General features: G+C 66.6%; 22 protein-coding genes and 1 tRNA gene. 11 read left to right on the forward strand and 12 right to left on the reverse strand.

The window, feature by feature from the left end; genetic code table 11:
* Window positions 1-200 precede the first annotated feature (200 nt).
* Window positions 201-1,175 carry a LysR family transcriptional regulator gene (locus HW466_RS22170; protein WP_059545389.1) on the forward strand — a complete coding sequence of 325 codons (975 nt, stop codon included), beginning with the start codon at window positions 201-203 and terminating at the stop codon, window positions 1,173-1,175.
* Window positions 1,176-1,284: 109 nt separating this feature from the next.
* Here the strand turns inward: HW466_RS22170 and HW466_RS22175 are convergent.
* The 4 genes from HW466_RS22175 to HW466_RS22190 all read right to left on the reverse strand — a co-directional run bounded on the left by HW466_RS22175 (window position 1,285) and on the right by HW466_RS22190 (window position 5,670).
* Window positions 1,285-1,361, reverse strand: a tRNA-Met gene (locus tag HW466_RS22175).
* A gap of 121 nt (window positions 1,362-1,482) precedes the next feature.
* Window positions 1,483-3,141 carry an MFS transporter gene (locus tag HW466_RS22180; RefSeq protein WP_059447796.1) on the reverse strand — a complete coding sequence of 553 codons (1,659 nt, stop codon included), beginning with the start codon at window positions 3,139-3,141 and terminating at the stop codon, window positions 1,483-1,485.
* A 223-nt stretch (window positions 3,142-3,364) separates the two neighbouring features.
* Window positions 3,365-4,918 (reverse strand): sensor histidine kinase, encoded by a 1,554-nt coding sequence (locus HW466_RS22185; RefSeq protein WP_059807663.1) that lies wholly within the window; start codon window positions 4,916-4,918, stop codon window positions 3,365-3,367.
* Window positions 4,919-4,935: 17 nt separating this feature from the next.
* Complete coding sequence (locus HW466_RS22190) at window positions 4,936-5,670, reverse strand: response regulator transcription factor (protein WP_059447794.1); 735 nt, start codon at window positions 5,668-5,670, stop codon at window positions 4,936-4,938.
* 189 nt (window positions 5,671-5,859) lie between these two features.
* Here HW466_RS22190 and recA point away from each other — a divergent pair, with 189 nt between their 5' ends.
* From recA to HW466_RS22235, 9 genes are all read left to right on the forward strand, one after another.
* Entirely contained in the window at window positions 5,860-6,933 is a 1,074-nt protein-coding gene (recA, locus tag HW466_RS22195) for a recombinase RecA (protein ID WP_059447793.1), read from the forward strand.
* Window positions 6,933-7,790 carry a recombination regulator RecX gene (gene recX, locus HW466_RS22200; RefSeq protein ID WP_060298640.1) on the forward strand — a complete coding sequence of 286 codons (858 nt, stop codon included), beginning with the start codon at window positions 6,933-6,935 and terminating at the stop codon, window positions 7,788-7,790. The genes recA and recX overlap by 1 nt, the downstream gene beginning before the upstream one ends.
* A 146-nt stretch (window positions 7,791-7,936) precedes the next feature.
* Window positions 7,937-8,545 (forward strand): DUF2889 domain-containing protein, encoded by a 609-nt coding sequence (locus tag HW466_RS22205; protein WP_151005775.1) that lies wholly within the window; start codon window positions 7,937-7,939, stop codon window positions 8,543-8,545.
* A gap of 68 nt (window positions 8,546-8,613) precedes the next feature.
* Window positions 8,614-9,780, forward strand: coding sequence for an ADP-forming succinate--CoA ligase subunit beta (gene sucC / locus HW466_RS22210; protein WP_059447790.1), 1,167 nt, complete (start codon window positions 8,614-8,616; stop codon window positions 9,778-9,780).
* Window positions 9,781-9,847: 67 nt separating this feature from the next.
* Window positions 9,848-10,729 (forward strand): succinate--CoA ligase subunit alpha, encoded by an 882-nt coding sequence (gene sucD, locus HW466_RS22215; protein WP_010090788.1) that lies wholly within the window; start codon window positions 9,848-9,850, stop codon window positions 10,727-10,729.
* Window positions 10,730-10,887: 158 nt separating this feature from the next.
* Window positions 10,888-11,592, forward strand: coding sequence for a TerC family protein (locus HW466_RS22220; RefSeq protein ID WP_059447789.1), 705 nt, complete (start codon window positions 10,888-10,890; stop codon window positions 11,590-11,592).
* 98 nt (window positions 11,593-11,690) lie between these two features.
* Window positions 11,691-12,287: a pilin gene (locus HW466_RS22225; RefSeq protein WP_151005777.1), complete on the forward strand. Its 597-nt coding sequence runs from the start codon at window positions 11,691-11,693 to the stop codon at window positions 12,285-12,287.
* Between the two features lie 161 nt (window positions 12,288-12,448).
* The gene (locus HW466_RS22230; RefSeq protein WP_059868404.1) at window positions 12,449-14,227 is read left to right on the forward strand and encodes a PglL family O-oligosaccharyltransferase; all 1,779 of its coding nucleotides are present in this window, start codon (window positions 12,449-12,451) and stop codon (window positions 14,225-14,227) included.
* 406 nt (window positions 14,228-14,633) lie between these two features.
* Window positions 14,634-14,984: a TonB family protein gene (locus HW466_RS22235; RefSeq protein WP_059506799.1), complete on the forward strand. Its 351-nt coding sequence runs from the start codon at window positions 14,634-14,636 to the stop codon at window positions 14,982-14,984.
* A 131-nt stretch (window positions 14,985-15,115) separates the two neighbouring features.
* On the opposite strand, the gene HW466_RS22240 is transcribed toward HW466_RS22235, so the two are convergent.
* From HW466_RS22240 to moaC, 4 genes are all read right to left on the reverse strand, one after another.
* Complete coding sequence (locus tag HW466_RS22240) at window positions 15,116-16,291, reverse strand: WD40/YVTN/BNR-like repeat-containing protein (RefSeq protein ID WP_151005344.1); 1,176 nt, start codon at window positions 16,289-16,291, stop codon at window positions 15,116-15,118.
* A 79-nt stretch (window positions 16,292-16,370) separates the two neighbouring features.
* The gene (locus HW466_RS22245) at window positions 16,371-17,351 is read right to left on the reverse strand and encodes a hypothetical protein (protein WP_059773152.1); all 981 of its coding nucleotides are present in this window, start codon (window positions 17,349-17,351) and stop codon (window positions 16,371-16,373) included.
* A complete protein-coding gene (locus tag HW466_RS22250) occupies window positions 17,344-20,031 on the reverse strand; it encodes a type VI secretion system Vgr family protein (protein ID WP_151005342.1) in 2,688 nt (895 codons plus the stop codon). The genes HW466_RS22245 and HW466_RS22250 overlap by 8 nt, the downstream gene beginning before the upstream one ends.
* Window positions 20,032-20,234: 203 nt before the next feature.
* Window positions 20,235-20,723, reverse strand: coding sequence for a cyclic pyranopterin monophosphate synthase MoaC (moaC, locus tag HW466_RS22255; RefSeq protein ID WP_059447783.1), 489 nt, complete (start codon window positions 20,721-20,723; stop codon window positions 20,235-20,237).
* Between the two features lie 283 nt (window positions 20,724-21,006).
* On the opposite strand from moaC, the gene HW466_RS22260 reads away from it, so the two are divergent.
* Window positions 21,007-22,701: a M48 family metalloprotease gene (locus HW466_RS22260; protein WP_174905691.1), complete on the forward strand. Its 1,695-nt coding sequence runs from the start codon at window positions 21,007-21,009 to the stop codon at window positions 22,699-22,701.
* Between the two features lie 30 nt (window positions 22,702-22,731).
* Here the strand turns inward: HW466_RS22260 and HW466_RS22265 are convergent, their stop codons facing one another.
* From HW466_RS22265 to waaF, 4 genes are all read right to left on the reverse strand, one after another.
* A complete protein-coding gene (locus tag HW466_RS22265) occupies window positions 22,732-23,337 on the reverse strand; it encodes a DUF2946 family protein (protein WP_059792107.1) in 606 nt (201 codons plus the stop codon).
* The gene (locus HW466_RS22270) at window positions 23,330-24,367 is read right to left on the reverse strand and encodes a hydrolase (protein WP_059506793.1); all 1,038 of its coding nucleotides are present in this window, start codon (window positions 24,365-24,367) and stop codon (window positions 23,330-23,332) included. The genes HW466_RS22265 and HW466_RS22270 overlap by 8 nt, the downstream gene beginning before the upstream one ends.
* A gap of 33 nt (window positions 24,368-24,400) precedes the next feature.
* Entirely contained in the window at window positions 24,401-24,847 is a 447-nt protein-coding gene (locus HW466_RS22275; RefSeq protein WP_006749968.1) for a nuclear transport factor 2 family protein, read from the reverse strand.
* Window positions 24,848-24,962: 115 nt separating this feature from the next.
* A complete protein-coding gene (waaF, locus tag HW466_RS22280) occupies window positions 24,963-26,000 on the reverse strand; it encodes a lipopolysaccharide heptosyltransferase II (RefSeq protein WP_059465704.1) in 1,038 nt (345 codons plus the stop codon).
* Window positions 26,001-26,036: the final 36 nt, after the last annotated feature.

Consider the following 26,036-nt stretch of genomic DNA (forward strand, 5'->3'; position numbering starts at 1 on the left):
GGCAGGTGAGCGGCGAAGGGCGAGTGGCGAATGCGCCGCCGCCGGGGCGGAGCCGTCGCATCCGGAGCTGCATGAATCCGCGTCACTTTCCAGTCCGAAATGCCGCGACTATTCGGAAGTTGAGAACAATAGCCTGGGGCTTGTGCCGCGTGGGTGGCGCGCTCTATTCTGTCCCGTTGGCGATTCGAAGGGGGCGCAGCATGGACCGCATCCAGGCAATGGAAGTTTTCACCCGCGTGGTCGACGCAAACAGCTTCACGCGCGCGGCCGAGACGCTCGCGATGCCGCGCGCGTCGGTGACCACCATCATCCAGAATCTCGAGGCGCTGCTCGGCGTGCGCCTGATGCACCGGACGACGCGCCGGCTGTCGCTGACGCCGGAAGGCGCCGCGTATTACGAGCACTGCATGAAGATCATCTCGGAAATCGCGGAGGCCGACGCGAGTTTCCAGACCGGCAACCGCAAGCCGAGCGGCGTGCTGCGCGTTCACATGCCGAGTTCGCTCGGGCGGCGCGTCGTGTTGCCGGCGCTGTCGATTTTCCGGCAGCGCTATCCGGACATCACGCTCGATCTCGGCTTGTCGGACCGCTACGTGGATCCGGTCGAGGAGGGCATCGACTGCATGATCCGGGTCGGGCCGCTCGAGGATTCGTCGATGGTCGCGCGACGGATCGGGATGCTCAAGCGCGTGACCTGCGCGTCGCCCGACTATCTCGCGCGCCACGGCGAGCCTCAGGAAATCGCCGACCTGGCCGACCATCATGCGGTGAATTTCCGCGCAAGCCACGGCGCGCGGGCGGTTCCATGGGTGTTCATGATCGAGGGCAAGCCGGTCGAGGTGCGGATGAACGGCAGCGTCACCGTCAACGATTCGGATGCGTACGTGACATGCGGGCTCGAAGGGTTCGGGATGATCCAGCCGACGCTGTTCATGGTGCTGCCGAACCTGCGCGACGGCTCGCTGGTCGAGGTGCTGCCCGACTGCAATCCGAAGCCCAAGCCGATCTCGATCGTGTATCCGCACAACCGGCATCTGTCGCAGAAGGTGCGCGTGTTCGCGGACTGGATCGCGGAGCTGTTCGAATCGACGCCGGCGCTGGAGGGCGGGGAGAACTGGCGGGGGAAGGTGCGGGCGGAAGTGCCCGATGCGCAGCGCGGAGCGGTGGTGGCTTAGGGCGCTGGCCGCACTTGCTTGATGGACAGGCGACGCGCGAAGGCGCGCACGCCGGGGCGATGCAATGAAAAAAGCCGCTGATCCTTGCGGAACAGCGGCTTTTCGCATTTGGTGGCGAATCAGGGACTCGAACCCCGGACCTGCGGATTATGATTCCGTCGCTCTAACCGACTGAGCTAATTCGCCGAAGACTTGAATTATGTAGATATGCCGCCGGGCTGTCAACACCTTTTTTCGGGAAAGTGAAAAAAAGGTGCCGGTAGCCCGTGCCGGCACGGGTCGCGGGCGAGGTGCCGCCCGCCGCGCGTCAATCCTGCGCGTAGATATTCGAGTTCTTCGTGTCCTTGACGAACAGCAGACCGATCACGAACGTGACCAGCGCGATCACGATCGGATACCAGAGCCCCGAATAGATGTCGCCCTTCGCCGCGACGATCGCGAACGCGGTCGCCGGCAGGAAGCCGCCGAACCAGCCGTTGCCGATGTGATACGGCAGCGACATCGACGTGTAGCGAATGCGCGTCGGGAACATCTCGACCAGCATCGCCGCGATCGGGCCGTAGACCATCGTCACGTAGATCACGAGGATCGTCAGGATCACGATCGTCATCGGCCAGTTGAGCTGCGACGGGTCGGCCTTCGCCGGGTAGCCGGCCGCCTTCAGCGTCGATGCGAGCGTCTTGTCGAACGCCGCGCCCTGCGCCTTCGCGTCGGCCGCCTTGCCGTCATACGCGGGGATCACCGTGTCGCCGACCTTGATCTGCGCGGTCGTGCCAGCCGGCGCCGCGACGTTCTCGTAGTTCAGGCCGGCCTTCGCGAGCGCGCTCTTCACGATGTCGCACGAGCTCGTGAACTTCGACGTGCCCACCGGGTTGAACTGGAACGAGCAGGTGGCCGGATCGGCGAGGACCGTGATCGGCGCCTTCTGCGTCGCGAGTTCGAGCTGCGGGTTCGCGTAGTGCGTGAGCGCCTTGAACAGCGGGAAGTAGGTGAGTGCCGCGATCAGGCAGCCCGCGAGAATGATCGGCTTGCGGCCGATCTTGTCCGACAGCGAACCGAAGAACAGGAAGAACGGCGTGCCGATCAGCAGCGCGATCGCGATCAGGATGTTCGCGCTGGCACCGTCGACCTTCAGCGTCTGCGTCAGGAAGAACAGTGCATAGAACTGGCCCGTGTACCACACGACGGCCTGGCCGGCGGTCAGGCCGACGAGCGCGAGGATCACGATCTTCAGGTTCTTCCACTGGCCGAACGCTTCGGTCAGCGGCGCCTTCGACGTCTTGCCTTCCGCCTTGATGCGCAGGAACACCGGCGATTCGTTCAGTTGCAGCCGGATCCACACCGACACCGCGAGCAGCAGGATCGACGCGACGAACGGCACGCGCCAGCCCCAGCTGCCGAACGCTTCCTCGCCGATGAACGTGCGCACGCCGAGGATCACGAGCAGCGACAGGAACAGGCCGAGCGTCGCGGTCGTCTGGATCCACGCGGTGTAGAAGCCGCGACGGTTCGCCGGCGCATGCTCGGCGACGTAGGTCGCCGCGCCGCCGTACTCGCCGCCGAGCGCGAGGCCCTGCAGCAGCCGCATCGCGATGAAGATCACGGGTGCCGCGATGCCGATCGATGCGTAGCCGGGCAGGAAGCCGACCACGAAGGTCGAGATGCCCATGATCACGATCGTCACGAGGAACGTGTGCTTGCGGCCGACGAGGTCGCCGAGCCGGCCGAACACGATCGCGCCGAACGGCCGCACCGCGAAGCCGGCCGCGAAGCCGAGCAGCGTGAAGATGAACGCGGCGGTCGGATTGACTCCGGAGAAGAAGCTCTTGCTGATGTAGGCCGCGAGTGATCCGGCCAGGTAAAAGTCGTACCACTCGAACACGGTGCCGAGCGACGACGCGAAGATCACCTTCTTCTCTTCGCCCGTCATCGGCGAGTGCGAAATTTGCTCGCCTAACGTTGCCATGAATCGTCTCCAAGTCCCTTGATATAAATGTGCGGCCGCCTTGGGAGGGCGGGCCTGTCGACGATTATTGGCACGGAAACTTACGGCGCACTGACTCGCGGGCACAAAACGACTGCGCGTTAACCCGTGTCGAATCGACCGTTTCGCATCCCGATCGTGTCGCAATCGGAAGGAAAACGCCGGTTTCGATGCGATCGCGGCGCGCGGCACGTACCCACGCGTATCAGGATTGGTTCGGCGCGGTGTCCGACAGCGGCAGGGTGATGCGCACGAGCGTGCCCGCGAGGCGCGGTTCGCTCTGATAGACGTGATCGTCGAGCATCAGCGTGCCGCCGTGCTGCGCGGCGATCTCGCGGACGATCGCGAGCCCGAGGCCGCTGCCGTCGCCTTCGCGGCCGAGGATCCGGTAGAAGCGCTCGACCACGCGGTCGCGTTCCGCGGCCGGAATGCCGGGCCCGGTGTCCTCGACCTCGAGATGCACGCGCCGCGCCGCATGCTCGGCCCGCACGCGCACGGTGATGCGGCCGCCTTCGGGCGTGTAGCGGATTGCGTTGTCGACCAGGTTGCCGAGCATCTCGCGCAGCATCACGGGATTGCCGTCGACCTCGAGCGGCGCGTCGTCCTCCGGGCCTTCGTAGCCGAGGTCCATGCGCTTCGCGAGCGCGGCCTGCACCCAGTCGCGCACCGTGCGGCGCGCAAGCGCGGCAATCTCGACCGGCTCGAACGTCAGCCCGCTCGCGCGGTTCTCTGCGCGCGCGAGCGCCAGCAGTTGCGTGACGAGCCGCGCGGCCTGCTCGGAGCTCGTCGCGATCTGTTCGAGCGAACGCTGCACGTCGGGCGGCACGGGATGGCGCAACGCGAACTCGGCCTGCGTGCGCAGCCCGGCGAGCGGCGTCTTCATCTGGTGCGCGGCGTCGGCGATGAAGCGCTTCTGCAGCGCCATGTTCTGTTCTAGGCGCGCGAGCAGGTCGTTGAACGACGTGACGAGCGGCTCGATCTCGGGCGGCGCGCGCTGCGCCTCGACGGGCGACAGGTCGTCGGGCCGGCGTGCGCGAATGTGCGCCTGCAGCGCATTGAGCGGCGCGAGCCCGCGCGACAGCCCGAACCAGAGAAGCAGGACCGCGAGCGGCAGGATCACGAACTGCGGCAGGATCACGCCCTTGATGATGTCGTTCGCGAGGGTGTTGCGCTTGTCGAGCGTCTCGCCGACCTGCACGAGCACGGGCTGCGTGCCGTTCGACTCCGGCAGCGCGACGGTCGTATACGCGACGCGCACGTCGTTGCCGCGCAGCAGGTCGTTGCGAAATGCGACGACGCCCGGCGCCGGGCGGTCCTCGTCGCGCGGCAGCGGCATGTCGGCCTCGCCCGCGACCAGCTCGCCGCGCGTGCCGAGCACCTGGAAGTAGACGCTGTCGACGTTGTCCGCGCGCAGGAAGTCGCGTGTCTGCTGCGGCAGCGTCAGCTCGGCGACGCCGTTGACCGGATGGATCTGCCGCGCGAGCACGTACGCATTGGTCTCGAGCGCGCGGTCGAAGGGGCTGTCCGCGATCGACTTCGCGACGAGGTAGGTGACGGCGATGCTCATCGGCCACAGCAGCAGGAGCGGCGCGAGCATCCAGTCGAGGATTTCGCCGAACAGCGAGCGCGGACGCGCGGCCTCGGGCGTGTCGATTTCGTCGGGCGGCGCGAACGGGTTCTCGTAACGCGCGTCGCGCGCGGCGTCGGCGGCGGACGGTTGATCGCCGGTCGGGTGGCGGGAACGGGCCGGCGTGGCCATCGCGGCGACGGCCGGGTTCAGCGCAGCGGCGTGCCGGCGGCCGCGGACGGGGGCGCGGCCGCGGGCGAGTCGGCCGGCGCCGCGGGCGCGGCTTTCTCGAGACAGTAGCCGAGGCCGCGCACGGTCGAAATCCGCACGCCGCTCGGCTCGATCTTCTTGCGCAGCCGGTGCACGTACACTTCGATCGCGTTGTTGCTGACTTCCTCGCCCCATTCGCACAGATGGTCGACGAGCTGTTCCTTCGACACGAGCCGGCCGATGCGCTGCAGCAGCACTTCGAGCAGCCCGAGCTCGCGCGCCGACAAGTCGAGCACGCGCTCGTTCGCATACGCGATACGGCCGACCTGGTCGAACGCGAGCGAGCCGTGGCGCACGACGGTCGGGCCGCCGCCCGCGCCGCGCCGGGTCAGCGCACGCACGCGTGCCTCGAGCTCGTTGAGCGCGAACGGCTTGGCCATGTAGTCGTCCGCGCCGAGGTCGAGCCCCTTCACGCGCTCGTCGACGCTGTCGGCGGCGGTCAGGATCAACACGGGGAGATTGGAATTGCGCGCGCGCAGGCGCTTGAGCACGTCGAGCCCGGACATCCTGGGCAGCCCGAGATCGAGGATCAGCAGGTCGAAGGACTGCATCGACAGCGCGGTATCGGCCTCGACGCCGCTCTTCACGTGGTCGACGGCATAGCCCGATTGGCGGAGTGACCGGGTGAGGCCGTCCGCGAGTATGCTGTCGTCTTCGGCGATGAGAATTCGCATGTTGCTGACCGATGGCCGGCGGGCGCTCACGCGTGCGCGGCTGTCTCCGAAGTTATCCGTGTACAACGCAGCCTGCATTGCGGGCTTGCATAAAACACTGTTTTTTTATACAGTGTCTGCATTCGTGGGCAGCGCTTGAAAGCGGGCGCGCCTCTGACAGACGCTGCTCATCATAGCAAAGGACGATTCATGGAAGATAGCAAGAAGGGCTCCGGGATGACCGCCGAGAAGAGCAAGGCGCTGGCGGCCGCACTCGCGCAGATCGAAAAGCAGTTCGGCAAGGGATCGATCATGCGGATGGGCGACGGCGAAGCGAAGGAAGACATCCAGGTCGTCTCCACGGGCTCGCTGGGTCTCGATATCGCGCTCGGCGTCGGCGGCTTGCCGCGTGGCCGGGTGGTCGAGATCTACGGTCCGGAATCGTCCGGTAAAACCACGCTCACGCTGCAGGTCATCGCCGAACTGCAGAAGCTGGGCGGCACGGCAGCCTTCATCGACGCCGAGCACGCGCTCGACGTCCAGTATGCGGCGAAGCTCGGCGTGAACGTGCCGGAGCTGCTGATCTCGCAGCCGGACACCGGCGAGCAGGCGCTCGAAATCACCGACGCGCTGGTGCGCTCGGGCTCGATCGACATGATCGTCATCGACTCGGTCGCGGCGCTCGTGCCGAAGGCGGAAATCGAGGGCGAGATGGGCGATTCGCTGCCGGGCCTGCAGGCTCGCCTGATGTCGCAGGCACTGCGCAAGCTGACGGGCACGATCAAGCGCACGAACTGCCTCGTGATCTTCATCAACCAGATCCGGATGAAGATCGGCGTGATGTTCGGCAACCCGGAAACCACGACGGGCGGCAACGCGCTGAAGTTCTACTCGTCGGTGCGTCTGGATATCCGCCGGATCGGTTCGATCAAGAAGAACGACGAGGTGATCGGCAACGAAACCCGCGTGAAGGTCGTCAAGAACAAGGTGTCGCCGCCGTTCCGCGAAGCGATCTTCGACATCCTGTACGGCGAAGGCATTTCGCGCCAGGGCGAGATCATCGATCTCGGCGTGCAGGCGAAGATCGTCGACAAGGCGGGCGCCTGGTACAGCTACAACGGCGAGAAGATCGGCCAGGGCAAGGACAACGCGCGTGAATTCCTGCGCGAGAATCCGGAAATCGCACGCGAGATCGAAAACCGCATTCGCGAATCGCTCGGCGTTGCCGCCATGCCGGATGGTGCAGGGCTCGACGAAGCCGAGGCGATGGACGAAGAAGAGTGATGGTCGGGCGCCGAGGTCAGGCTGGCGAACAGGAACCGAGCGACGCGCCCGACACGGCGGGTCGCTCCGGCCGGCAAGCCGAATCCTCGGGGGCCCACCGGCGGAGCGCGGGCAGCGATGCCGCGAGCCGCACCGCGACGAGGGCATCCGAGGATGCCCTCGTTTCGTTTGAGATCACCGCGCCGGTCGATCCGTTCGACGACGACGAATCGTTCGACGCGCACGACCGGTCGCGCCGTCGCGTGTCCGGTGTCAATTTCCCGGGCGCGCGCGCGGCCGATGCCTCTGCGTCGGCCAAGGAAGATGTGTATACGCGCAGCAGCCAGCATCCGCGTCGCACGCGCCGTGCGCCCGGTGGTTCTGCCGGCGACGAATCCGGCGCCGCCGAGCGCAAGTCGTCGAAACCGCCGCGTTCGCTGAAGGGCCGCGCGCTCGGCTATTTGTCCCGGCGCGAGTACAGCCGGGCCGAACTCGCGCGCAAGCTCGCACCGTACGTCGGTGAGGACGAATCCGTCGAGCCGGTGCTCGATGCACTGGAAAAGGAAGGCTGGTTGTCCGACGCACGCTTTGCCGAGAGCCTCGTGCATCGCCGTGCGTCGCGCGTCGGCGTCGCGCGCATCGTCAGCGAGCTGAAGCGTCATGCGGTCGGCGACACGCTCGTCGAGGAAGTGAATGCGCAATTGCGCGAGACCGAATGGGCCCGCGCGCAGGCCGTCTGGCGCAAGAAATTCGGTGCACTGCCGCAAACACCCGCCGAGCGCGCGAAGCAGGCGCGCTTCCTTGCCGCGCGCGGCTTCTCGAGCTCGACCATCGTGAAGTTGCTGAAAGTCGGCGACGATTTCCCGATCGACGACTGACCGGTTCGGTCGCGCGCGCTGCGCGCGATTTTGCTGCAATGCAACCGTTTCCCGACAGGCGGGAATACCCGCCTTCGCGGCCGGATGCCTCGAATACCCAATATGCTAAAATCCACGGGTTTTCCTCTTCGGCCTCAACCTCCAGCATGCCGCTATCCGAGCCCGTGCCCCGTCAGTTGCGACATCGACGCGCAATCCGAGCGGAAGCCTACGAGCGCGGCGACGGCTTGTGGGACATCGAAGCCTGCCTGACCGACCACAAGCCGCGCGATGTCGCGCTTGCGTCGGGCATCCGGCCCCAGGGCCTGCCGATCCACGAACTCTGGCTGCGCGTGACCATCGATCGTGACCTCAATGTCGTTGACGCCGAAGCGTCGTCGGAGTGGGTTCCCTATCCCGGTCACTGTCAATCCGCCCCTCCCGCCTATCGGGCCCTCATCGGGCTCAATCTCTTCCGCAATTTCCGCCGCAACGCGAACCGGCTGCTCGCCGGCGTCGAAGGCTGCTCCCATCTCACCGAACTGTGCGCCGTGCTGCCCACGGCAGCGATCCAGGCGTTCGCCGGTGATGTGTGGAACGTGCGCGAGGAGGGCGGCGAAGGGCCGGATCACGACGGCGAGCACGCCGAACCGCCTTTTCAGCTCGGCCGCTGCCGCGCGTTGCGGTTCGACGGCGAAGTCGTGCGGCAGTACTACCCGCGGTGGTATGGGCCGATTCGGCCGGATCTGCCCGGTGAAGGCAGCCCGAAGGAATGAACGGAAATCATTCGAAGAAGCGTCTTAAGCGACATTTCATCCAACTCTCAGACTGAAGGGAATCACGCATGAAGATTCACGAGTACCAGGGTAAGGAAATCCTGCGGAAATTCGGAGTCGCGGTACCGCGCGGCAAGCCGGCGTTCTCGGTTGAAGAGGCCGTCAAGGTGGCAGAAGAGCTCGGCGGCCCGGTGTGGGTCGTGAAGGCTCAGATTCACGCGGGTGGCCGTGGCAAGGGCGGCGGCGTGAAGGTGGCGAAGTCGATCGAGCAGGTTCGCGAATACGCGAACCAGATCCTCGGCATGCAGCTCGTCACGCACCAGACCGGTCCGGAAGGCCAGAAGGTCAACCGTCTGCTGATCGAAGAAGGCGCCGACATCAAGCAGGAACTGTATGTCAGCCTCGTCGTCGACCGCGTGTCGCAAAAGATCGTTCTGATGGGTTCGAGCGAAGGCGGCATGGACATCGAGGAAGTTGCCGAAAAGCACCCGGAACTGATCCACAAGGTCATCGTCGAGCCGTCGACGGGCCTGCTCGACGCACAGGCCGACGACCTCGCCGCGAAGATCGGCGTGCCGGCTGCCTCGATCCCGCAAGCGCGTGCGATCCTGCAAGGCCTGTACAAGGCATTCTGGGAAACCGACGCATCGCTGGCGGAAATCAACCCGCTGAACGTCTCGGGCGACGGCAAGGTCATCGCACTCGACGCGAAGTTCAACTTCGACTCGAACGCGCTGTTCCGCCATCCGGAAATCGTCGCATACCGCGACCTGGACGAAGAAGATCCGGCTGAAATCGAAGCGTCGAAGTTCGACCTCGCGTACATCTCGCTCGACGGCAACATCGGCTGTCTCGTGAACGGCGCAGGCCTCGCGATGGCGACGATGGACACGATCAAGCTGTTCGGCGGCGAGCCGGCGAACTTCCTGGACGTCGGCGGCGGCGCGACGACCGAGAAGGTCACCGAAGCGTTCAAGCTGATGCTGAAGAACCCGGGCCTGAAGGCGATCCTCGTGAACATCTTCGGCGGCATCATGCGCTGCGACGTGATCGCGGAAGGCGTGATCGCCGGTTCGAAGGCCGTGAACCTGAACGTGCCGCTCGTCGTGCGCATGAAGGGCACGAACGAGGACCTCGGCAAGAAGATGCTGGCCGATTCGGGCCTGCCGATCATCTCGGCGGACAGCATGGAAGAGGCTGCGCAGAAGGTTGTCGCGGCTGCCGCAGGCAAGTAAGCGCGCTAATGAACACGCATGGCGGCGCGCTTCGCACGCGACGCCAATCGAACAGAGGTCAAAATACATGTCGATTCTGATCAACAAGGACACGAAGGTCATCACGCAGGGCATTACCGGCAAGACCGGTCAGTTCCATACGCGCGCCTGCCGTGAATATGCAAACGGCCGCGAAGCATTCGTCGCGGGCGTGAACCCGAAGAAGGCCGGCGAAGACTTCGAAGGCATTCCGATCTACGCGAGCGTCAAGGAAGCGAAGGCGGAAACCGGCGCGACCGTGTCGGTCATCTACGTTCCGCCGGCAGGCGCTGCCGCAGCGATCTGGGAAGCGGTCGAAGCCGACCTGGATCTCGCGATCTGCATCACGGAAGGCATCCCCGTGCGCGACATGATCGAAGTGAAGGACCGCATGCGTCGCGAAGGCCGCAAGACGCTGCTGCTCGGGCCGAACTGCCCGGGCACGATCACACCGGACGAACTGAAGATCGGCATCATGCCGGGTCACATCCACCGCAAGGGCCGCATCGGCGTCGTGTCGCGTTCGGGCACGCTGACGTATGAAGCCGTTGCTCAGCTGACGGCACTGGGCCTCGGCCAGTCGTCGGCAGTCGGCATCGGCGGCGACCCGATCAACGGTCTGAAGCACATCGACGTGATGAAGATGTTCAACGACGATCCGGATACGGATGCGGTCGTGATGATCGGCGAAATCGGCGGTCCGGACGAAGCCAACGCCGCTCAGTGGATCAAGGACAACATGAAGAAGCCGGTCGTCGGCTTCATCGCTGGCGTCACGGCGCCTCCGGGCAAGCGCATGGGCCACGCCGGCGCGCTGATCTCGGGCGGTGCGGATACGGCCGAAGCGAAGCTGGAAATCATGGAAGCGTGCGGCATTACCGTCACGCGCAACCCGTCGGAAATGGGCCGTCTGCTCAAGAAGGCGCTGTAATTTCCCCGCGGTTTCGTCCTGCAAAAAACGCCGGCCTTGCCGGCGTTTTTTGTTATGCTCGCGCAATGAATTTGTAAGCACCGGGCATGCGCGATGGCCGTCCCGGTGTTCATCCGGGCACCCAGTCCTGCAACCGCTCCCTCCATCCGATACCGCTCATGCTTGAATTCCTGACGTCGCTCCACTGGGGCGCCGTGTTCCAGATCGTCATCATCGACATCCTTCTCGGCGGCGACAACGCGGTCGTGATCGCGCTCGCGTGCCGCAACCTGCCGGCCAATCAGCGGCTGCGCGGCGTCGTGTGGGGCACGGCCGGCGCGATTCTGCTGCGGGTCGCGCTGATCGCGTTCGCGGTCGTGCTGCTCGACGTGCCGTTCCTGAAGTTCGGCGGCGGCTTGCTGCTGCTGTGGATCGGCATCAAGCTGATGGCGCCGGACGCCGATGCGCACGACAACGTGAAGCCGGCCGACCGGCTGTGGGACGCGGTGAAGACGATCGTGATCGCCGATGCCGTGATGAGCCTCGACAACGTGATCGCGATTGCCGGTGCGGCCGAGCAGGCCGATCCGGCGCATCGGCTGGCGCTGGTGATCTTCGGGCTCGTCGTCAGCGTGCCGATCATCGTATGGGGCAGCACGCTGGTGTTGAAGCTGCTCGATCGGTTCCCGGTCGTCGTGGCGCTCGGCGCCGGGCTGCTCGGCTGGATCGCCGGCGGGCTGATGGTGCACGACCCGGTCGGCGACCGCTGGCCGGCGCTCGATACGCCGGAGGCGATCTACGGAGCGAGTATCGCCGGCGCGCTGTTCGTCGTCGCCGCCGGTTATGCGCTGCGGCGCCGTCGCGGTGCCTCGCACGCGCATTGACGTCTGGCCGTCCGGCCGACTGCCGGGGCCGCGGCCCGCTGGCTACGATCGAAACGCCTGCCTGATTCGGCAGGCGTTTTTCGTTTCCGGAGCCAGTCATGTTCGAAGCCTTTTCCGTTTCCCTGTTCCGGCGCATCGCCGCCGATCTGCGGCGCGCGCGCCGGCCGGCGCCGCGTTGGCGGCCACACGGCTTCACGCTGATCGAATTGATGATCGTGCTTGCGATCGTCGGCGTGGTCGCGGCCTACGCGATTCCCGCGTACCAGGATTACCTCGCGCGATCGCGCGTCGGCGAGGGGCTCGCGCTCGCGTCGTCCGCGCGGCTCGCGGTTGCCGACAACGCTTCGAGCGGCGCGAGTCTCGACGGCGGTTACAGCCCGCCGGCCGCGACCCGCAACGTCGAATCCGTCGCGATCGACGGCGACACCGGCCAGATTACGGTGGCGTTCACCGCCCGCGTCGCCGCGGCCGGCGCGAATACGCTCGTCCTGGTGCCGTCCGCCCCGGACAAGGCCGACACGCCGACCGCACGCGTGCCGCTCAAAAAGGGCACGATGCAGGCGGGCGCGATCGCCTGGGAATGCTTTGCGGCCGGCAAGTCCGCGTCGTCGCTTCCGGCGCCGGGTGCGGGCCCATTGCCGGCCGAAGCCGCGACGTTGCCGGCGCAATATGCACCGGCGGAGTGCCGAGCGTAGTGTCGGGGGGGGGGGGGGCCGCAGCCGCATGCGTGGGGCGGCGCCCGCCATGCCCGTGGGCCGGCTGCGCCCGCTCCACCGGCTGGGTGATGGCACGACGGGCCCGCACAGAGGGGGGAAAGTTTTGTATAGTGCGCCGGTTGCTGACATCCGGTTCGCTCATGCCTTCTACTTTTTCCCGTTCGTTGCCGCTCGTTGCACTGGCTGTCGCCCTGATCGTGCCGTACTCGATCACGAATCACACGTATCCGATCCCGACCTTCTATTCCGAGTTCGCCGCGCTCGTGCTGTATCTGCTGGTCGGTCTCTCCGTCGTGCTGCTTGCACGCACGGGGCGCCCGGCAGCGCCGTTCGCCGCGCCGGCCGCGTTCGTCGCGCCGCTCGGGTTCGCGGCGGTGCTGATCGCGCAGGTCGCGCTGATGCCGCTGAAGGTGCCGTCGATGAACTGGCTGGCGGTCGGCTATCTGGCTGCCGCGCTGGTCGCGATGCAGGCCGGCTACACGCTCGCGCGCGAGGGGCTTGCTGAGGCCGCCGCGCAAATGATGTCCGGCGCGTTGTTGCTCGGCGGGATGCTCGCGGTCGCGAGCCAGATCGTGCAGCTGTTCCATCTCGAATCCGCGGTGTCGCCGTTCGTGGTGGTGTACAACATCGCGGTCGATCGCCGTCCGTACGGCAACATGGCGCAGGCGAACCACCTGGCCACCTACATCGCGTTCGCGCTCGCAAGCGCGATGTATCTGGTGCAGACGCGCCGGCTCGCGGTATGGGCGTGGCTCGCGCTGTCGATCGCGCTGTCGGTCGGGCTCGCGCTGACGGTGTCGCGCGGCCCGTGGCTGCAGGTCGCGGTGCTGGTCGTCGCGGGCTTCTGGACGGCATGGCTCGAGTCGCGCCGTGCGCCGGGCAACCGCCGTGCGTGGGTGATGCCGGTCGCGCTCGCGGTGACCTTCGTCGCGGTGAACGTCGCGGTGCGCTGGGCCAACGTGCATTTCCATCTGGGGCTCGCCGAGTCGGCGGCCGAGCGGATGCGCGATGCGGGGCAGATCGCGCCGCGCCTCGCGCTGTGGAAGTACGGGCTCGCGATGTTCCGCGAGCATCCGGTACTGGGCGTCGGCTGGGGCGAGTTCCCGTCGCACCAGTTCGCGCTCGTGCGCACGCTCGGCGGTGTCGAGATCGCGAACAACTCGCACGACATCTTCATCGACCTGCTCGCGAAGTCTGGCCTCGTCGGTCTCGGCGTGCTCGTCGTCGCGCTCGTGATGTGGTTCGTGCGCGCGGTGCGCGCGCCGCAGTCGAGCACGCGCGTGTTCGGCCTCGCGCTGATCGGCATCCTGTTGATGCATGCGCTCGTCGAATACCCGCAGCAGTACATGTTCTTCCTGCTGCCGGCGATGTTCGTGATCGGCCTGCTCGACGTGAAGCCGCTGCGCCTCCTGCCGGGCCGAGCGGCGTTCGGGCTGTTCGCGGTGTTGTCGATCGGCGGCGTGCTGGCGGCGGTCCCCGTGCTGCGCGACTACCAGCGCGCGGAAGTGCTGTATTACGGCAGCGATCCGGCCGCGCAGTACCGCGATGCGCCGTCGCTGCTGTTCGGTGCGTGGGGCGATTACGGGGCGGCCACGTTGCTGACGATCTCGCCGGACAACCTGCCGCTCAAGCTCGTCGCGCATGAGCGTGCGATCGCGCTGCTGCCCGGCGAGACGGTGCTGCGCCGTTATGCGGCGCTGCAGGCGCTGGCCGGTCGCGAAGCCGATGCCCTCGATACGGTCGCGCGCCTGCATGTGTTCGCGAAGGAGTTGAAGGACTGGCCGCAGCAGCTCGCGGCGCTGTACAAGCTGTGCGACCAGCAGCCGGCGCTGAAGGCGTTCAAGGCGGCCGTCGTCGCGAAGTACGGGGAAGTCCCTGCCGACGCCGAAGACGACGACACGGACGACGACTCGGAGTGATGCCGGGAGGCGCCGGGCGGGGAATCCCGGCGCTGGTTCGAACACGGCGAGGCACGCGCGCGGTTGCGGCCCGGGACGGTGGTGCGATTGCTTCTCGTGGGGAAGGGATGCCCGCCGAACCTGATGCGATTCGCGTCAACCATTGTCAAATCGCCGCCACGCATGAGGCGGCGCGTGCACAATGCGCGAAAGCGTTCGGATGCAAGGTCGCCCGCGCGAACGCAGCCCGGGCTCTGCGTGAACCCGCCGAGCAGGACCGCGACCGGGCAGCCATCGGTCGCGCGGTCGTCGCGGGGCGCCCGTCCGCTGGCCGCGGCGTGGGGCAATGCATGCGATGCTGCCGGACGATGTCCACCGGCGCGGCGCTTGTCCGGAACGGAACAGTACTGAAGAACGACATTCGACCATGACCCTTCGCTCGACCATCCTGATCCTGCCTGCCGTCGCCGTGCTGTCGTCCGGCTGCGCGATGCTGTCGTCGTCGCAGGAAAGCAAGCTGACCTGCCACATTCCACGTGCGGTCTATCCCGAAACCGCGAAGCCGCTCACGCGCTCCGTCACCGTGCTCGTGCGCGCGCTGATGACGACGTCGGGCGAAGCGCAGAACGTGACCGTGACGACGAGCAGCCGCAATGCGGCGGCGGACCGCGCAGCCGTCGACGCGATGACGCACGCGACCTGCGCGCAGACGGGCGCCACCGCGAATCCGTTTCTGCTCACGCAACCGTTCGTGTTCGAGCCGCGACGGGGCGAATGATGCGCGGAACCGGGGCCGCCGACGTGCGTGCGGTCAAGGTCGTCGGGCACGAGAGAAGATCGCTGCGGCACGCTGCCGTGACGGTCGCGCGGCCGCATTGAGGTCCGGCCGCCGAGGCGGCCGGCGCGCGATCAGAACGTCCGCTTCTTCAACGTATAGCCATGCAGCCAGTACAGCGTGTTGGTTTGCGCGTCGAAGTAGCCGCCCTGTGCGGTCTTGTCGGTCGTTTTATTCCACGTTTTGCCGGCGTCGGTGCTGCTGAACGTGAGGTCGATCGGTGCGCCGCCGCCGGTGCCGCCGCTTCCTGAGTTCGGATCGGTTGCATAGACGAGCAGGAGGCCGTTGCGACCGATGCTCATGCTGTCGAGCGTGAGCTTCTCGTCGAACGTGCGCAGTTGCTGTACCGCCTCGGGATGGTTGTTCGTCCACGTGGAAATGGCGCCTGTCCGGTGGCCGTTGTCGCGGCCCTCGCCGTTTTGCGGTTTGTCGAGATGTGATAGCGCGTACAGAGAGTAATGTGGTCCCGGTTCAGGCGTGGTGTCGAGCGCTGTGATGACCTGGTCTGGCACCACGACCTCGTTCACGAACGCGTGCTGCCCCCAGTCGAGCCGATCGACCACGCTGTGGCCCGGTGCTTCTGCCGTCGGTGCGACATAGTAGGCGATCCGCAGAACACCGTCCGGGCCGAGGCTGATGGCATTGAATTCCTGGCGCGTTTCACTGCCAGCGTGTGCATCGGCCGGCACGTCGATCGCCTGCCACGTGTTTCCGCCGTCCGAGGTTCGCCATATGCGGGGGCCCCAGCCTGCCGCGTAGCCCCGCTGCGGATCGAGAAAGAGCAGGCGGCCGATGTTCTGGTTTTCTGGCCACTGGAGTTGCGACCATGTCTGGCCGCCATTACTGGATTTCCACAGCTTGGTGATTTGCGGCGCATCGCCGCCTTGCGCCTCGGGGGCCTTGTAGTTCATCCACGATGTGCTGATGAACTGAACGGTCCAGTCCCGCGAGTACCACCAGGCGGCTTCCTGGCCGACCTGCTGGAAATGGCGCTTCATCCCGCCGTCGATGGTGCCGCGGAAGAAACTGATCGTCATGCGGTTCAGCAACTCGCCCGTGTCGTTCATCCATGCTTCGGTCGGCTCGGGCCGCTGCGGCTCGTTCGATTCGACTCGGGGCTTGAACGTCACTTCGGGGTTGGCAAGCTTGACGCTCATCACGTCATTGCCCCTGATGCGGAAGTTGCCGCCGCCATAGGGCGTGTCGTCCCGCATGAAGCTTGTCGAAATCGTCTCCCAGCCCGTCGTCATATTTACGTACCCGTATGTTGCAATGGCCAGGGCAACGAGGCCACCGGCGATCCATGTCCAGCGCTTGAGTTTTCGCATGTCACTTTTTCAGCAAACGTTCGAGCGCGCGGTTAACTTCGTCGGCCGCTTCCGAACTCCACTCGCGTGCTTTGTCGGCGGCATCCGAACCCCACTCGCGTGCTTTATTGGCTGCGTCCGAGCCCCATTCGCGCGCCTTGTCAACCGCATCCTTGCTCCATTCGCGTGCTTTCGCCTTCGCGACGGGAATGCCTGCGTCGATTGCCTGTTTGCGCGTGCGCGCGTCGGCCCATTCTTCTATGTTCGGTCGCCTGCCGATCTTGACGAGATCGGAGACCGGTAGGCCGGCCAGCCCTCCATCCAGATATGCCAATGGGTGAGTGACAAAGGCGAAGGTCTTGAACGTCTCTCCGTCTTTGTCCAGTTCCAGTTCGTATCGCTTCACCTGCATCGAGAGCTTGCCGTTTCCCGGTTTCGCGCTTTTGAATGCGATCTGGTTTCCCTGCATGTTCTGATACAGCCCGATTTCGATGTATTTCTGAAGCCACCATCGCGCGCTATCGAGCCATTGCTTCCCCTTTGCCGTGAGGGTGGGATAGAGATTGGCGCCGTAATCCGAGCAATAGTAGTAGCCGTAACTCACATAGTAATCGGGCGGTTTATGCCCGCATCCGATATGGCGCATCATGAAATTGCCGTGGCGCGACCAGTCCGAATCGGTGCTTTTCGGTTTGATCAGTTCCTCTCGCCGATGCAGCAGTTCATGGACGACTTTCTTGTCTTTCCACGGATCCCATGATGTCGCGAATTTCTTCACGGTTTCCCATGCGCTCGATACGCTGACCTTCTCGACCGTTGCCCAGTACTCGCCGTGAAGCGGCAGGTAGTAGAACGGGCAAGTACCAATGATGGAATCCGCCGCCGGCGTGACATGCTTGTCACAGATCTGGATCGCCACTTTCGGCCGATCCTTGTACCCGGTCGGCGTCAGCATCCCGGCGCCGGTACCCAGCACGTTGTCCTTCTGTTGCACGTCAGCCATTCGATTTCCCTAAAAACTTGACGACGACGTCATGCGGCACGTGGCTCTGCGTGAGCCCCGTCTCGCCTGCCGCGTTGGTGACGCCTTCCGAGATCAGCGTGCCGTTCGAGAACATCTGGTATCGCGTATTCGCGACCGGAATGTCGGTGCCGGCCCAGTGCGCGATGAACGCCTGGTCGTAGTTGCCGCTCGAGTTCGGCAGCGTCGGCAGGGTTTGCGACAGGTGCGTGGGGCCGTCGAACACGTGCTGCGCTCCCTTGATGTCGATCTTGCCGGGCGCGTGCACTTCGATGTTGCCGTCCGCGATGCGGATGTAGGCGCCGCCGGACGTCAGCAGGATCTCCTTCGCTGCCGCGCCTTCGATCGACTGCGTAGCCGCCAGCAGTTTCAGCGCCTTTTGCGCCGTCAGTTCGATGTTGTCCGCGTGCGCCTGGATTTCCACCTTGCCCTTGCCGGCGAACAGCTTCATGCCCGCGTTCTGCGCGAACAGGCTGATCCGGTCGAGGACGCTCGCGATGAGCGACTTCCCGGCAGCGACGTGCAGGCTTTGTCCGCTGACGAGGTTGACGTGCTGGTCCGCGGCGAACTGCACGGATTGTTGCGTCGACAGCGCGATGCCGGCCGGGCTGCCGAACAGCATCACCGGCTCCTTGAATGCATTGGCGCTTCCGGTTCCGCCGCCACCGGTTCGCCCGCCCGACGCGCTGCCGCTCACGCTGTTCTGCGTCGCGTTGCTGAACTGCTTCAGCGCCGAATGACCGGCGTCGAGCGACTCGCCCTGATGCTGCGTGCTGAGTTCCGACATCGCTTCCATCAGGCCTTCCGCCCTGACGAGCTGCTGTTGCGTTTCCTTCACGTCGAGCGGCTGGCTCGCCGGCTGTTTCGGATGCGTCGTGACGTACAGGCCGCGGTTCGCGCGGACCGCGCCGAATGCATCGGAGCGCAGGTCGAAGCCGCTGCCGAGATAGCCGCCGCGGTCGTTGCCGGTATGGTCGATCAGGTAGCCGAGGTGCAGGTGCGTGTTGGCCTGACTGCTGTACAGATGCACGCGGTTCTGCGATGTTGCATCGTCGAGCACCAGCTGGTTGTAGCCCGCGCCCGCATATTCCCTGGATCGGTATCCGGACAGGATCCCGTTACTGTGCCATTGCGGACGCGTCGCGCCGTTGTACACCTTTCCGACGACGATCGGACGATCGCAGTCGCCACCGAGGAAATCGACCAGCACTTCCTCGCCGCTGCGATGCGGATGAACGGCGCCATAGCCATTGCCCGAATCCGACGCGGCGGCGCGCAGCCAGCACGAAGCCTTCTCGTCGCCGTCATTGAGACGATCCCAGTGGAATCGGACCTTGATGCGGTTGAGTTCGTCGGTGTGGACTTCCTCGCCCTGCGGCGCGACGACGATCGCCGATTGCAGATGCATCGGCGGCTTCGGATGCTCGAACGGGCTGCGGAAGGGCACGGTCGTGCGCTGCGCTTCGATGCTGACCTGGAAAATGCCTTCGCTGCCGTCCGGATGCCGGACGTGCGGCAGGTCCGTGCCGCCAGCCCGCACCAGTTCGTCGATTTCGGCCTCCAGGCTGTGCGGGAACCTGGCCTGGCGATCGGCGACGGGCAGGTTGTTGACAATGCGCCAGACCGTCTCGATCACGGCGAAGCGGCGCTGGCCGACATCGTCCTTGTCGTGTTCCGGGTGATCGGCGAGTTCGAACGTGCGACCCGCGTCCATGCGCCGGACGCCGCCCACGCCGTGAAAACGCTTCGCAAGCGACTCTTGCTGCTCCATCCAGATCTTCGACAGATGATCGCCACGAGACTGTTCGGCGTACGTGTAGGCGCCGGTGTATTCGTAGACTTCGAGCTGCTGCGGCAGGTCGCCCTGGTTCGCGATCGTCGGCGTGTGGGTTGCCTTCGGATTCGACGCAGTGGGCGGCTGCTTGTAGTCGAACGTGCGCGTCGTGCGCTCGACACTGCGCAGCGTGCGCGTGCCGGAGAACTGGACGAGCGTGTCGGCCTCGTCGCGCGCGCCGGCGTGATGAAAGCGCACGGTCTGCGGCGACAGCGCGGGCAGCGCGTCGATCGTGTCGACGACGACGAGCTTGTGCGACTTGCCGTCTTGCGCCTGCTCCCAGAAGCCGTACAGGCCTTCCGATTCCAGCAGGCGATGCACGAAGTTCCAGTCGTCCTCGTATTGCATGCAGAACGATCGGGGCGGCAGCGGCCGGTAGAGCCTGAACTCGAAGCAGCCCCTGGCCTGCGGATGCTGGTTCAGCACGTCGGCGATGATCTCGTCGGCCGGCTTGTCCTGCCAGATGCGCTGGTCGCGGCGGAACTTCAGGAAATGCAGGAATGACGCGAAGACGATCTGGTAGTGCGTGAGGCCGCTGTCCGACCCGAGCCGGCGTGCCGCGTGCACGTATCCGTGGTGCGGTGCGTACGACCGGTCGGCCTGCTGGATCCGCAGCGTGACGGGTTGGGCGATCAGTTTCTTGAGCGCGATGTCGTCGGATACCGACACGGCATCGACGGTGAACTCGAAATGACGCCCGAGCCGCGATCGTCCCTTGACGCGATGGGGCAGCAGGACGTCAGGGCCGAGCGGCGTCTCCAGCTTGACGAGTCGTTCGTCCTGGATTGGCCCTGCGTGCAGTGCGTTTCTCAATGCTTGCGAATTCATCACCCGTGCTCGATTTTTTTGTGCTGGGTCGCACGCTCTCCCGTGCGGAATCAGGTAATTGTATGAGAAAAACGACAGTTATCTCGAATTTGCCTTTCAACGATATTTCAAGGACGGTCAGAGCGTCGGCGTGGCGGGGCAGGGCACGCACGCCGACCGGTCGGGCATGGTCGTGCAAGCCGGATCGACCGGCTCTGCGCCGCTCAATCCGCCGCGTCCTCCGCCTTCCAGTCCCCCGACTTCCCGCCGCGCTTCTCCCTGACGCTCACGTCGGTAATCACCATCCCTCGATCGACCGCCTTGCACATGTCGTACACGGTCAACAACCCGACCTGCACGGCGGTCAGCGCTTCCATCTCGACGCCGGTACGCCCGAACGTCTCGACCTGCGCGACGCAGTGCACGCCCGGCAGAGCGTCGTCGAGCTCGAAGTCGACGGCCACGCGCGTCAGCGCGAGCGGGTGACACAGCGGAATGAGCTCGGCCGTGCGCTTCGCGCCCTGGATCGCCGCGATGCGCGCGACGCCGAGCACGTCGCCTTTCTTCGCCTTGCCGTCGCGGATCAGCGCGAACGTCGCCGGCAGCATCCGGATCGTGCCGCGCGCGATCGCGATGCGTTGCGTTTCCTCTTTGCCGCCGACGTCGACCATGTGTGCGTGGCCGGCGGCGTCGAAATGGGTGAGTCCTGACATGTCTTGCTCCAGTGGAACGGAGTACGCGCGCGAGCGCGCCCCTCGCTCCTGCTTCGCGATCGGCCCGGGGCGCCGAATCCCGTCTTCGCACCCGATCCGATCCAACGTTTCAACGGGCGCCTATCATAGCAGTGGCCTTCGCGGCACCGAGCGCGCAGATGGCGCATATGCCGCGCGGGACAGTCGCGCTGTCGCCGGTACAATGCCCCGAATATTCAGACCAGACAGACCAAACGCCGCGATGCGCGCCCGGCGCGCGGGACGGCGTCGCTTTCATCCTGCCATGCGTGTCAAACAGTTGGTTGCCGTGCTGCTGTCGGCGTCGTTCGTGCTGCCGCCGAGCGGGCATGCGCAGCGCGCGTCCGCGCCGCCGCTCGAGCCGGCGGCCGGCGCTTCGCCGTCGATTTCCACGGTGCCGTCCGGCATCGCAGCCGGCGTATTCGGCACTTACGGCGGCGCGGAGAGCCGGTTTTCCGGCGCCGACGGCGCGTCCGCACCCGTCGCGAGCCTGCGCGCACCGCTGCGCGCGCTGGAGCTGCCCGACCTCGGCGACGGTTCAGGCGGTTCGCTCACGCCGCAGGCCGAGCGCCGTCTCGGCGAGCGCGTGATGCGAGAGGTGCGGCGCGACCCGGACTATCTCGACGACTGGCTCGCGCGCGACTACCTGAACGCGATCGCGAAGCGGCTCGCGGCCGCGGCGGCGGCGCGCTACATCGGCGGCTACATGCCGGACTTCGAACTGTTCCCGGTGCGCGATCCGCAGATCAACGCGTTCTCGATGCCGGGCGGCTTCATCGGCATCAACAGCGGGCTGGTCGTCACGACGCAGACGGAATCGGAACTGGCGTCGGTGGTCGGCCATGAAATGGGCCACGTGCTGCAGCGGCACATTGCACGCATGATCGGCGCGAACGAGAAGACCGGCTACACGGCGCTCGCGACGATGCTGCTCGGCGTGCTGGCGGGCGTGCTCGCGCGAAGCGGCGATCTCGGCAGCGCGATCGCGATGGGCGGGCAGGCGTACGCGGTCGACAACCAGCTGCGCTTCTCGCGCTCGGCGGAGCGGGAGGCCGATCGCGTCGGCTTCCAGCTGCTCGCCGGCGCCGGCTACGACCCGTACGGCATGCCGGGCTTCTTCGAGCGGCTCGAGCGCGCATCGATGGGCGACGCGGGCGTGCCGGCCTATGCGCGTACGCACCCGCTGACGGGCGAACGGATCGCCGACATGGAGGATCGCGCACGCCGCGCGCCATATCGGCAGCCGCGCCAGTCGGCGGAATACGGCTTCGTGCGCGCACGGCTGCGCATTCTGCAGAACCGCGCACCGAACGACATCGCGGCCGAGGCGCGCCGGATGCAGCTCGAGCTCGACGATCGCACCGCGCCGAACGTCGCGGCGAACGAGTACGGGATCGCGCTCGCGAACACGCTGCTCGGCCAGTACGACGCGGCCGACAAGGCGCTCGCGTCGGCCCGCGCCGCGTTCGACGCGCGCGAGCGGCGCGCGGACGATCCGGAGACGAGTTCGCCGAGCCTCGATGTGCTCGCCGCCGACATCGCACGCCGCGCGGGCCGGACCGACGACGCGGTGCGGCTCGCGGCGCTCGCGCAGCGGCGCTGGCCCGCGTCGCACGCGGCGATCGTCGCGCACCTGCAGGCGCTGATCGCCGCGCGCCGCTTCGCCGAAGCGCAGACGCTCGCGCGCAAGGAGGCGCAAGCGGATCCCGAGCAGCCGGACTGGTGGGACTATCTCGCGAAGGCGAGCGACGGCCGGGGCGACGTGCTCGCGCGGCGCCGCGCGCTCGCGGAGAAGCTGGCGCTCGACGGCGCGTGGCCGTCGGCGATACGCCAGCTGAAGGAGGCGCGCGACGCGAAGGACGTGTCGTTCTACGACCAGTCGATCATCGGCGCGCGGCTGCTGGAGTTCGAGGCGCGCTACAAGGAAGAGCGCGAGGACGAGAAGAACGGCCGCGGATAACGACCGTCAGGCGAGCGCGGAGCGTGCGTGTCAGCCTTCGACAGGACCGTTGCGGCCATCCGATGCGTCGCGCTGCGCCCGCTGCGCGGGACTCGCGACGAAGCCGAACGTCGCCGGAACGTCGGCGCGGGCGAGATTGCCGAGCGACAGCGTATGCCCGTCGCGCCAGCGCAGCACGGGCGGTGTCGCGTCGAAGTCCGCGTGATCGGCGAACAGGCCGAGGTCGTGGTCGTGCAGCGCCGCGATGCGCGGCGGCGAGCCGGCCGCGCGAAACAGCACGCCGCCCGCATCGTCGAGCCACGCGGCGTCCGGCTCGAACGGCGCGCCGGTCTGGTCGGTCAGCGCAAGTTGGCCGTCGCGTTCGGCCAGTCGCACGACCCACGGCGTATAGGCGAGCTCGACGTACACGCGCTGCGGCCCGTTCTGGAAGAACCACTGGCCGTGCGCGTCGCAGTCGTAGTTGCGTCCGATGAACGCGTTCAGTGCCGCATGCCGCACCGGCGAGCCGAGCTCGCCGGCGGCTTGCGCGGCGTCGTCGCGCAGCCGCCACTGGCCGCGCCGGTCGAGCAGCAGCCAGCCGGTGCAGTGCGGCACGTTCGGCCACTTGGCGAGGGCCTGCCTGACGATGTCATCCATGGTCGACGAATTTCGAGCAATAGCCGAACACGCGCGCCGACAGCCAGTCGAGGCGCCCGGGGAACGGCCCGGTCATGAATCCCGCGTGGCCGCCGTGCGCGGGCTGGTCGAGCTCGATGGCCGGCGACACGTCGGCGGCGCTCGGCAGCGCGGATTCGGGCAGGAACGGATCGTTGCGGGCGTTGAGAATCAGCGTCGGCACGTCGATCGCGGGCAGCAGCGGGCGCGTCGTGGCCTGGGTCCAGTAGTCGTCGGCGTTTGCGAAACCGTGCAGCGGCGCGGTCACGACTTCGTCGAAGTCGCGCATCGTCACGGCCCGCAGCATCGCGTCGCGGTCGAACAGCCCCGGATACTGATCGAGCTTCGCGAGCGCCTTGCGCTTCAGCGTCTTCAGGAAGCTGCGCGTATAGACCATCGCGAAACCCTGCGACAGCGCGCGGCCGCCCGCGTGCACGTCGATCGGCGTCGAGATCGCGGCGGCCGCGTGCACGATCGACGTGTCGCTGCGATGCTCGCCGAGCCAGCGCAGCAGCACGTTGCCGCCGAGCGACACGCCGGCCGCGACGATCGGCCCGCGATGCTGCGCGGCGAGCCGGCGCAGGATCCAGTCGACTTCGGCGCTGTCGGCGAGATGGTAGAAGCGCGGCTGGCGGTTGAGCTCGCCGCTGCAACTGCGAAAGTGCGGGACGACCGCGTGCCAGCCCTTCGCGCGCGCGGCGGCCATCATCGCCAGCGCGTAGTGCGAGCCGGAAGAGCCTTCGAGGCCGTGGAACAGCACGAACAGCGGCGCGTCGGGCGGCGGCGCGGCGCTGTCGAGATGCGCGACCCAGTCGAGATCGATGAAGTCGTGGTCGGGGGTTTCCCATCGCTCTCGTCGGTACGCGACCGCCGGACGCCGTGCGAACAGCGCAGGCACGATGGTTTGGGCATGGCTGTTCGGCAGCCAGCGCGGTGCGCGATAGCGCAATGAATCGTCGTCGGGGGCCGGGGCCCCGGTCAGCGGCGAGGTGGGCGGAGAAGCCGTACTCATGATCGCCCCGCTAATGCGTTGCTTCGTTCTTCGTCAGTGCAGCGGACCCTGCCCGTGACGGATCTTCGCGGCGAATTGTCCGGCCGCTTGTTCGGGAATCGGGCTCGCGTGGATGTGCGCGATGCGCCACTCGCCGCGTTCGTGGATCATCACGTACGTGGCGAAAACCATGTCCGGTTCGGCCGTCAGGTCGGCCTGCTGGTGCGCTTCGGCGATCGTGTAGACGACGGTGCCGAGACTGTCGTACACGCGGATGTCGAGCGGCTCGATCGTCACGGGGCGCGTCGCGAGGCGGTTCGCCAGCCCGCTGCGGATCTGGTCGAGGCCGTGCAGATGCTCGCCGTCGGCCCAGACGCAGCTGGCGAAGTCCTCGTCGATCCACAACCCCAGCAACGCGTCGAGATTGGCATCGGCGACGGCCTGGTAGTAAGCGTTCAGCGTATCGGCAGCGGCTTCGAAGAGGCGGGCAAAACGTGGCATCGGGGTTATCTCTCGCGCGCGTCGCGCGCCGTATTCAGCACGGCGGCCCGGGTGGAGCCGCCGTACACCGGTGAATCGGATTGCCCGGCGCGTCGTGCGACGCTGCCGGCCAGGGTCAGCGCTGCCCGACGAGCATGCCGCGCAAATCGCCGAATACCTGCTCGGGACCGAGTTCGCGCAGGCAGTTCAGATGGCCGAGCGGGCACTCGCGTTGGAAGCAGGGACTGCATTCGAGATGCAGCCATTGTACCTTCGCCAGCTCCGACAGCGGAGGGGTGTGGCGCGGATCCGTCGACCCGTACAGCGCGACGAGCGGCCGGCGCAACGCGGCCGCGACGTGCATCAGCCCCGAATCGTTGGTCACGACCGCGTTCGCGCGCGCGATGAGCGCGCACGCCTCGGACAGCGACGTCTGCCCGCACAGATTGCGCACGTTCGGCGCGTGGTCGGCGATCGCCTGCGCGGCGGCGGCATCCTTCTGCGAGCCGAGCGCGACGATCTGCGTGTACGGGAACGACTGGTGGACGATCGTCGCGAGCGTCGCGAAATGCTCGGGCGGCCAGCGCTTGGCCGGCCCGTATTCCGCGCCGGGGCAGAACACGACGAGCGGCTTGCGCGTATCGAGATTGAAACGTGCGGACACGCGCGCCGTCTCGTTCAGGTCGGCGTCGAGGCGCGGCGCGGGCAGCGTCTTCATCGACTCGGGCAGCTTCGCGCCCGGCGCATACGCGAGGGCCGCGTAGTGGGTCGTCATCGGCGCACGCTCGGCCGACTTGTCGGGGTTCGCGTGCCGCACATTCAACAGGCCGTAGCGGTGCTCGCCCGTGTAGCCGATGCGCAGCGGGATGTTCGCGAGCCACGGGATCACCGCGGACTTCAGCGAATTCGGCAGCACGTAGGCCGCGTCGTAGCCGACGTCGCGCAGGTCGGTCGCGAGCTGCCAGCGGCGCAGCAGCTGCAGCTTGCCGTGCGCGAGGTCGGTCGCGTAGACATCGTGGATCTCGGGCATCCGCTCGAGCACGGGCGCGACCCAGGTGGGCGCGACGGCATCGATCGCGATGCGGGGATGGAGCTTCTTCAGCAGCGCAAAAAGCGGCTGCGCCATCAATGCGTCACCGATCCAGTTCGGTGCGATAACCAGCGCTCGACGCATCAGGTCGACTTCCGATGTCGTAATGAAGCACGGCGC

The sequence above is a fragment of the Burkholderia territorii genome (assembly GCF_902833055.1).
Taxonomy (GTDB): domain Bacteria; phylum Pseudomonadota; class Gammaproteobacteria; order Burkholderiales; family Burkholderiaceae; genus Burkholderia; species Burkholderia territorii.